The following is an 8,367-nucleotide window of genomic DNA, read 5'->3' as shown; positions in this document are numbered from 1 at the left end:
CCGCCCTCGCCCGGCAGTTCGCCGGGGTGCCGCACGGCCGCACGTGCCCCGTGCGGCAACCCGCCGGGCGCGGCGCCGGGCGCCGCGTCCGGCCGGGCCGTCATCGTCGCGCCTTCCGTCCCCGGCACGCTCAGCGCGACCGTCGGCACGTCCGTGCCGGCCTCGCGCGGCGGGACGGCCGTCAGGTCGTAGCCGCAGGCGCCGCAGAACAGGTCGCCGCGCTCGACCGGTTCGCCGCACTCCGGGTTGGGGCAGGGCGAGGGGCCGCTGTCCCGCTGGTGCTCGTGCGCCATCAATCACACCCACGTCCGGGGGCGGAAGCGGTTGGCCCGCTCCACCAGTTCGATCCTCTCCTCGCCGCGCTGGGCGAGCCGGGCGAGTGCCCGGTACGAGCGCTCCAGGGCGAAGCGCAGGCTCCGCTCGTCGAGACGGCTGCCGAGCAGGGTCGTGGCGGCCGCCGCCCGAGAAGCTGCTGTCCGGCCGTCCCGACCCTCGGAGATTACCCAGTCGAGGGCCGTCCCGAGTACTTCGGTCGACAACCGCTGCCCGCGCACCGCGTCGAGGCCGAGCCTGTGCAACGCCTCCACCTGCGCGGCCGCGGCCGCCAGGTCGGGCAGCAGCGGCTCGGAGGCGGCGCGTCGCCGCAGCCGCGCCCGTACGGCGGCGACGCGTGCGGCCGTGTAGTGGATGGACGCCTCGGGCACCGACTCGAGGGCCGCGACGGCTCCGGTCCTGTCGCCCGCGGCGAGCCGGACGCGCGCGAGGCCGAACGCCGCGCTCACATAACTCGGGTCCGTCACCCACACGAGGTGGTAGTACTCCTCCGCGTTGTCGAACTGCCCCAGCACCTCGGCGCACACGCCGAGCGCCAGCTTCGGCGCGGGCTCCCCGGGGAACGCGTCGTAGACCGCGTCGAACGCCATGGCGGCCGACGGGTGGTCGCCGGTGACGAGCCCCACGAGGCCGCGGTACCAGACCACGCGCCACGCGTCCGGGTGGCGGATCTGGAGGTCTTCCAGGGCGGTGGTGGCCGCCGCGGGGGCGCCGTGGTCCAGGTGCGCGCGCACCTCGCGCAGCCGCAACTCCGTTGTCACGCCCGGCTCGTGGCCCTCCGCTGCCCTGAGGGCGGCGATCAGCTCGTCGTACGCGGAGGAGGCGAGCAGCCCCGCGAGGAAGCCCGCGTGGGGGTCGTGCGCGTCGATGCGCGGCACGGGCAGGGCGAGAGCCGCGGCCGGCACGTCGACGGGCAGGAGCCGCAGCGCGGACAACGCGCCCCGCGGGCCCGGGGCAGCGCCGTACGCCTCGGGACTGCGCGGCACGGGCACGCGCGGCGCGGGCACTCCCCTGCCCCGGGCGCCGAGCAGCGAGACGTCGTCCGTCAGGTCGGCGAAGAGGCGGGCCTCCGTGACGCGCACCTCGGGCCCGAACACCGTCGACAACGCGGGCCTCGGCCGTCCCGTGTTGAGGGCGACCACCTCGCGCAGCACGCCCGTCAGCTGCTCCGCCATCTCGTCGGCCGAGGCGAACCTGCGCCCGGGGTCGGGATCCGTCGCGCGCACCAGGAGGCGGTAGAAGGACTCGTACCTGCGGAAGACCTCGATGTGGGCGGGGTCGGGCAGCGAGTCCGCGAACACCGTGGTGTAGCCCTGGAAGTCGAACGTCAGCACCGCGAGCGCCCGCGCCACGGTGTACAGGTCGGACGCGACGGACGGGCCGAGCTCCGCGACCTCGGGCGCCTGGTAGCCGACCGTGCCGTAGGTGGGGGACACGTCGTCGTCCATCCGGCGGACGGCGCCCATGTCGATGAGCTTGAAGCGGTCCTCGCTCTGGATGGCGTTGTCGACCTTGAAGTCGCAGTACAGCAGGTGGCGGCTGTGCAGGTGGCCGAGCGCCTCAAGCGCCTCGATGCCGTAGGCGCACGCCTGCTCGACGGGGAGCGGGTCGCGCCTTCCGGTGTCCGCCTCGCGGCGGTCGTTGGCGATCTGCTTCAGCGACTTGCCGCCGACGTACTCCATGACGATGTAGCCGTCCATGGAGCCGGTGCGCCGGTCGAGGTGCTCGACGAAGTTGTAGATGCGGACGATGTTCGCGTGCTCGATCTCGGCGAGGAAGCGGCGCTCCGACACGGCCGCCGCCATCGCGTCCGCGTCGCCCGTGTCGAGCAGGCCCTTGAGGACGACCCAGCGGCCGTCCACCGCGAGGTCGACGGCCAGGTAGACCCAGCCGAGGCCGCCGTGGGCGAGACACCCGGCAATCTCGTACTGGTCGTGCACCACGTCGCCCTCGCGGAGCTTCGGCACGAAGGAGTAGGGGTGGCCGCACTTGGTGCAGTACCCCTCGGTGCGGCCGGGCCGGCCGCCGCGCGAACGGCCCACCGGCGCACCGCAGTCGGAGCGCGAGCAGAACCGCTTGTGCTCGGGCACCTCGGCGTGGCCCATCACCGCCTCGCGCGGGTCGGGCTTCGGCACGCCGGGGACAAAGACGAGCCCCGCGCCGAGCCTGCCGCGTCCCGAGGTCGACTCCGCGGAGCCGGAGCTGCGCACGGACACCGACCTGGCGGAGGTGGCCACGCCGCGGCCTTGGGAGAGCCGCCCGGAGACGGAGCGCCGCGACGCGGGCGAGCGCGACGGGGCGGTGCGCGACGGCGCCGAGCGCGACGGCGCCGAGCGCGATGCTGAGGAGGAAGGCGAGGTTGACGAGGCCGTCGACGCGCGCCCCTTCCGGCCTGCGGCCAGCCCGGTCGGCGGCGAGGAGATGGCGCCGTCAGGGCCGACGACGGGCGCGAGGCCGCACATGTCGCAGTACAGCTCTCCCCCGCCGACGTCCTCGTACGCGCCCTCGCAGTCCGGGCGTTGACACGGCGCCATGCGCGTGGGGCCCGTCATGCGCCGCTCCCGCGGTCGAGCAGCTCGGCGGCCATCCGCTGGTAGCGCAGCACGGCCTGCTCCGCGACCCGCAGGTCGCAGGGCGCGCTCCACAGCATCCGGCGGGCCGCGTCGTAGCGCTCGGTGAGGAACGGATCCCCCGCGAGGCCGAGACGTGCCACCTTCGCCCGGTACGCGTCGAGCCTGCCGCGCAGCTCGGCGCGTACCGCGAGCGGCGCCGTCACGGCCGTCAACGACTCGCGTGCCCTGAGCAGTTCGTCCTCGGCGTCCCTTTCCAGCGAGTCGAGCAGCGGGGACAGCCGGTGCCACTGCGCGTTCCTGCGGTATCCGGCGGCCGTGGCCAGCCTCTCGTGCAGGACGGCGGAAGGCCCGCTGACGGCCGGCACCTCCGTGGCGGCGATCTTCGCGAGTACCTCGCCGCGCGCCGAGCGCGCCTCGTCGAGCGTGCGGTCGGCGCGCGAGATGACGTCGCGCAGCCGCAGCAGGCGGTCCTCCGCGTCCTTGCGCACCTCGAGTACGGCCTCGATCTCCCGCCGTACGTCCTCGATGGCGCGGGCCGCCCTGTCGTAGCGCCCGGTGTCGGGCGCGCCACCGCCGGGCGCCGAACTGCCGCGCGCCGGGCGCCAGTAGGCGAGCGGGTCGGAGACGACCTCGGCGCGCAGCGTCGCCAGCTCGTCCGTGATGTCGTCGAGGTCGTCGCCCGCCGGGTGCTGGCCGGGCCGCACCCCGGCCGAGTGCGCGAGCGAGCGGGTGCGGCGCAGTTCGGCGGCGAGCAGGTCGATCCTGGCGGGCAGCGCGGACCAGACGGCGTCGGCCGCCACGATCGTGTCGAGCGACGTCGCGTACAGGTCGTTCATCCGCTCCACGAGCTCGGCGAGGGTGAACCGCTCGGCGGGCCTGCCCCCGGCGGCGCCGATCGTGACGGAGGCGCCGCGCAGCCGGTCCGTCAGCGACACCAGGTCGTCCGGCGTGGACCAGCGGCGCCTGGCGCGCAGTTCGAGCGCGGCGTCGAGCGCCTTGGTGTAGGCGTCGTAGTACGTCCACAGCTCGGTGATCGACGCTTCCGTGGCGGCCCAGCGGCTCTTGGTGACGCCGGTGAGCTCGGCGCCTTCGAGCAGCCTGCGCCCGGCGTGGTCCTGGAGCGAGAGCAGCGACGTCTCGATCGCCTCGTGCTCGGCCCGCAGGCGCGCGAGGGCGCGGTCCGCCTCGTCCCGGTCGAACACCGGCCCCGGCGGTGTCCCCGCAGGGTCCGGGAAGGAGCCCGTGGCGCCCATCGATCACCTCTCCGCTGTTGCCGGCACCCGACGCCGTGCCGGCTACCGTCCCCGTGCGCCGCTCCCGCTCATGCCCCGGGCAGGTAGCGCGGCGCGGGCGGGCCCGTCGTCGGCCCGAGTTCGGCCTTCAGCCACTTGTCGTACGACTTCTGCCAGGCGCTGTCGGCCCCTCCTGAACGGTACTGCTCCAGTACGTAGTTGATCCTGGCGACCAGGTCGTCGGCGCCGCGCCTGGCCGCGACACCGTAGTACTCCGTCGTGAACGGCTCCCCCTTCAGCTCCACCGCCGGGTCCTGCGCGGCCTGCGCGGCGGCCAGCGCGTTGTCCGTGATGACCGCGTCGACGAGCCCCAGTTGGAGCCTGACCAGGCAGTCGAGCTGGTTGGGCACGCTGAGGTCGTCGACGTCCACATGATCGGGGTTGTGGCCCACGTTCCGGCTCGCATCCCAGAAATAGGCCCCGTAGGGGTTGTCCTTCTCCAGTTCCTGGACGCCCGTCGAACCCGTGGCGGTGCAGACGCGCTTGTGCGCGAGCGTCCTGTTGTAGCCGGTGATCGTGGAGGAGCGCGGGGCGAGCACCTGCTGGCCCGCCGTGAAGTAGGCGGTGGAGAACTCGGCCTCCTTGAGGCGGTCGCAGGAGATCGTCATCGTCCTGACGACTATGTCGACCGAGCCGTTGGCGAGTTCCGTGGTCCGCTCCTTCGTGGAGACGGGCCGGAAGGTGATGGCGTTCGCGTCGCCGAAGACGCTCTTGGCGATGGCGTGCGCGAGGTCGATGTCGAAGCCTTCGAAGGCATCGGTGGCCGGGTTGAGGTAGCCCCACCGGTAGCTGTTCTGGTCGACGCCGACGATCAGCTTCCGCGCGTCGCCCTCGCGCCGGAGCATCTTGTCGATGGTGGGGCCGCTGCCGCTCGACGGGGGCAGGCTGGCCTCTGCCGGCCGGCCCGTGGACGGGCAGTCGGCCTCCGCGCCCGCGTCCGCCGTCTCGCGCGCGGCGGCCTCGACCCGGTGGACGGGCGGCGCGGCGGACGGGCCCGCTGACCCGGTGCCGTGGTGGGACAGGGGTACGAGGGTGAGCGCGGCGGTCACGGCGCAGGCGGCGCCCATCGCCGTGACGCCTCCCCAGCCGCGCAGCCTGCCGGACGCGTGCCCCATGGCTCCCCCTCTCAGAGGCTGTTGTCTCACCGGTACTCCGAAAGCCTGCGGCCCACGCCGAGGATGGCGCTCACCGCCGCGAGCACCGCGAGCACGGCCGCGCCGAGCCAGAGCCACGCGAGCGCGCCGCGGCCGTTCTTCGCGGAGGCCGTGAACTCGTCCTGTTCGTGCGCGATGGCCGTGGCGAGCGCGGTGTTGACGCGGGCGAACGCCTGCTCGCTCGTCTGCCCGCGGCCGTTGACCTCCTCGCGCGCGCGGGCGAACTCGCCGGCGGCGCTGGCCCTGCTGCCCGCGGCGTGCCGTTCCCGCCACGTCGCGACGGCGTCGATGGCGGCGAGCACGGGCGTGCGGCCCGCGGCGTCGTCCGCGAGCCCGCGGGCGCCTTCGAGGTCGGCCCACAGCTTGGCCGTCTTGGCGCCGAAGTCGACCTCGTACAGGTCCGTCCTGCCGTCGGCGGCCACGACGGAGCCGCGCGAGATCAGCGTCAGGTTCTCGTCGGCGCGCGCCTTGAGCGCGTTGACGCGGGCGTCGTTGAGCACGACCAGCGACTGCTGGCCGTCGCGGTCGGCCCTGTGCAGGCCGATGTCGCCCGCCGTCTGGGCGGCGACGAGCCACAGCAGCACGGCCGTGCAGGCGACGGTCGCGGAGAGCATCCCGCGGTTGAACACCCGGTTCGTCATGCGGTAGTTGCGGTACTGCGCGGCGGCGAGGAGGAGCAGCGCGAGTATGCCGAGCGCGACGGCCGCGCGGGGCCAGGTGCGGGCGCTGCCCGACTCGGCGTTCAGCCGGGCGCTCTGCTCGGTGTAGAGGTCCTCGGCGGCCGGGAGGATGCCGTCCGTGCCGGCCATCCGCTCGTTCGCGTAGCGCAGGTAGGCGCCGCCGAGCGGGAGGTCGCGCCGGTTGGCCGCGCGTGCACGCTCGATGAGGCCGGTGTAGACGGGGAGCCGGCCGTTGATGCGGGCGATGAGCGCGGCCGAGTGGCTGCCGGGCGCCACGTTCTCCGCGAGGCCGGAGAGCAGCGTCGCGGCGCGCGCGATGTCGCCGCGGTACGCGCTCTGCACGTCGGACGGCTCGGTGGGTCCCGCGAGGAAGCCGGTCGCCGCCTGCGTGTCGGCGTCGGCGAGCGCGCCGTACAGGTCGGCGGTGTCCTTGACGGTCTGCCCGCGGCCCACCACGTCGTCAGCCGACGCGTACCGGTCCGAGCCCTGCCACGCGGTGACGGCGCCGAAGACGACCACGGCGAGTGCGAGCGCCGCGCCGATCAGGCGGAGCCTTCCCGGCTCCGTGCGCGCCGCGCGCCGCAGCCGCTCGGCGCCCTCGCGCCACGCCTTCCCGCGGCCCTCGTCCGGCGCGGGCACCGGCGGCGGCCCCTGCGGGCGCGCGGGCACGGGAGCGGGCGAGCGCGTCTCGCGCACGTGCGGCGGATGGGTCACTCGACCTCCCCCCAGGTCGTGACTGGCGCGACGTTCGGCGTCTGCCCGGCGTTGCGTTCGCGGTCTGCCCGGCGTGGCGTTCGCCCTCTGCCCGGCGCCTCGACGCGATCTTGTCCGCCCGGCGTCCGGTGAAGCGTACGGCACCCTCCCGTAGTTGGATACGCCGTCCGGCGCCGGGTGGTTCCCCCGTGCCGTGGCCGCTTACGGCACCTCGATGTGGAGCGTCCGCTACCGGGTGCGGCGCGGTCGATTTCCGGTCACGATCTCGTCACTTCCTTCGGCAAGCGTTTTCTCCCGGCGCTCGTCCTGACAGCATCCTCGAATCGGCGTTCGGGGGAACGCCGCCGAACACCAGGGGAACGCCGGGGGCGCAGGGGGCCTCCGTGCAAGCGGTGCCAGGGGGAGGCTTGACGAGGTTCCTGTTTCTGCGCGTGCGCGCGCACCGGCTGCTGCTCGCGGCCGCGCTGCTCGCGGTGGTGCTGACCACCGTCGTGCTCGCCACGCTCACCGCGTTCGCCGGAGCCATCGGCGACGCGGGCCTCAGGCATGCCCTGAGCTCGGACGACACGGCCGCCGCCTCGCTCGTCATCACGGCGCAGACCCCCGACGCCGGCCGCCGCGCGCTGGACGCGGCCGCGCACCGCGCGGCCTCACGCACGTACGACGGGCTGCCCGTGCGCATGCGGGCGTTCGACGCCTCAGGGCCCTACGGCCTGCCGCGTAGCCTCCAGCCGCCCGACGCGCGCAAGGGCGACCCCGACCTGACGCAACTGGCGGCCCTCGACCGCTCGCGCGTGCGGCTCGTGAGGGGTTCGTGGCCCGCCAAGGGGCAGGCCCTCGACGCGCGGGGCGTCGCCGAGGTCGCCGTGCCCCAGGCGGCGGCCGACCGGCTGAGGCTCGAGCCGGGGCCCACCGTCCTCGCCCTCGCCGACCGGCTGAACGGCGGGCACATCAGGATCCGCGTCACCGGCGTCTACCGCCCCGCCGACACCACCGACCCGTACTGGCAGCTCGACCAGCTCCGTGGCCGCGGTGTGCGCACCGACTCCTTCACGACGTACGGCCCGCTCGTCGCGGACCCAGCGCTGATGGAGAGCGGCAAGGTCTCCCGCGGGGACGTGTCGTGGCTGGCGACCGCCGACTTCTCGCACTTCACCGCCGACCGGACGGGCGCGCTGCGCGCGACGTCCGCGCGCGCCAAGCACTTCGTCGCCGCGGAACCCGTCTTCAAGGGCAGCGTCCTCAGCCGCACGTCCCTGCCCGACCTGCTCGACTCGGCGCGCCGGGCGCTGCTCGTGGCCCGCTCGACGCTGCTGATCGTCGCGCTCCAGCTGGTGCTGCTCGCCGGGTACGCGCTGCTCCTGGTGGCCAGGCTGCTGGCGTCCGACCGCACCGAGGAGACCCGGCTGCTGCTGGCGCGCGGCGGCTCGCGCGGCCGGATCGCCGCGCTGTCCGCTCTGGAGGCGCTGCTGCTCGCGGTGCCCGCCGCGGTCGTCGCGCCGCTCCTCGCGGGGCCGCTCACGCGCATGCTGGGCGGGCAGGGCGCGCTCGCGGGCCTCGGGCTGCGCCTCGACGACCGTCCGACCGGCTCCGTGAGGCTCGCGGGCGGCGCCGCCGCGCT

Annotated in this window: 6 protein-coding genes and 1 pseudogene; 2 read left to right on the top strand and 5 right to left on the bottom strand. The window is 74.8% G+C overall.

Annotation, left to right across the window (positions count from 1 at the left end; translation table 11 throughout):
* Together JFN87_RS30240 and JFN87_RS30235 are read right to left on the bottom strand one after the other, a co-directional pair.
* Window positions 1-293: zinc ribbon domain-containing protein (locus JFN87_RS30240; RefSeq protein ID WP_245182550.1), on the bottom strand; the 293-nt coding region annotated here is incomplete at its 3' end.
* A gap of 3 nt (window positions 294-296) precedes the next feature.
* On the bottom strand, window positions 297-2,570 hold the full coding sequence (locus tag JFN87_RS30235) for a serine/threonine-protein kinase (protein WP_443732210.1): 2,274 nt from the start codon (window positions 2,568-2,570) through the stop codon (window positions 297-299).
* On the opposite strand from JFN87_RS30235, the gene JFN87_RS34650 reads away from it, so the two are divergent.
* Complete coding sequence (locus JFN87_RS34650; protein ID WP_443732209.1) at window positions 2,563-2,856, top strand: hypothetical protein; 294 nt, start codon at window positions 2,563-2,565, stop codon at window positions 2,854-2,856. The genes JFN87_RS30235 and JFN87_RS34650 overlap by 8 nt on opposite strands.
* 25 nt (window positions 2,857-2,881) lie before the next feature.
* Here the strand turns inward: JFN87_RS34650 and JFN87_RS30230 are convergent, their stop codons facing one another.
* The 3 genes from JFN87_RS30230 to JFN87_RS30220 form a co-directional block, all read right to left on the bottom strand.
* On the bottom strand, window positions 2,882-4,159 hold the full coding sequence (locus JFN87_RS30230; protein ID WP_209345243.1) for a coiled-coil domain-containing protein: 1,278 nt from the start codon (window positions 4,157-4,159) through the stop codon (window positions 2,882-2,884).
* Window positions 4,160-4,227: 68 nt separating this feature from the next.
* The gene (locus JFN87_RS30225) at window positions 4,228-5,313 is read right to left on the bottom strand and encodes a glutamate ABC transporter substrate-binding protein (protein ID WP_209345242.1); all 1,086 of its coding nucleotides are present in this window, start codon (window positions 5,311-5,313) and stop codon (window positions 4,228-4,230) included.
* Window positions 5,314-5,339: 26 nt separating this feature from the next.
* Window positions 5,340-6,746 carry a GlnX family signal transduction membrane protein gene (locus JFN87_RS30220; protein ID WP_307865652.1) on the bottom strand — a complete coding sequence of 469 codons (1,407 nt, stop codon included), beginning with the start codon at window positions 6,744-6,746 and terminating at the stop codon, window positions 5,340-5,342.
* Window positions 6,747-7,153: 407 nt separating this feature from the next.
* Between JFN87_RS30220 and JFN87_RS30215 the strand changes: the two are divergent.
* Window positions 7,154-8,367 (top strand): annotated as a pseudogene (locus JFN87_RS30215) (ABC transporter permease); the annotation flags it as partial.

Source organism: Streptomyces montanisoli, from assembly GCF_017813245.1.
Lineage (GTDB): Bacteria > Actinomycetota > Actinomycetes > Streptomycetales > Streptomycetaceae > Streptomyces > Streptomyces montanisoli.
Note: the sequence above shows the minus strand (reverse complement) of the source record. Positions and strands in the feature narration are given on the sequence as shown.

Excerpts from the sequence above, each read along its gene's own strand:
- JFN87_RS30225 (WP_209345242.1), bottom strand. The coding sequence starts at position 5,313 with ATGGGGCACGCGTCCGGCAGGCTGCGCGGCTGGGGAGGCGTCACGGCG.
- JFN87_RS30230 (WP_209345243.1), bottom strand. The coding sequence starts at position 4,159 with ATGGGCGCCACGGGCTCCTTCCCGGACCCTGCGGGGACACCGCCGGGG.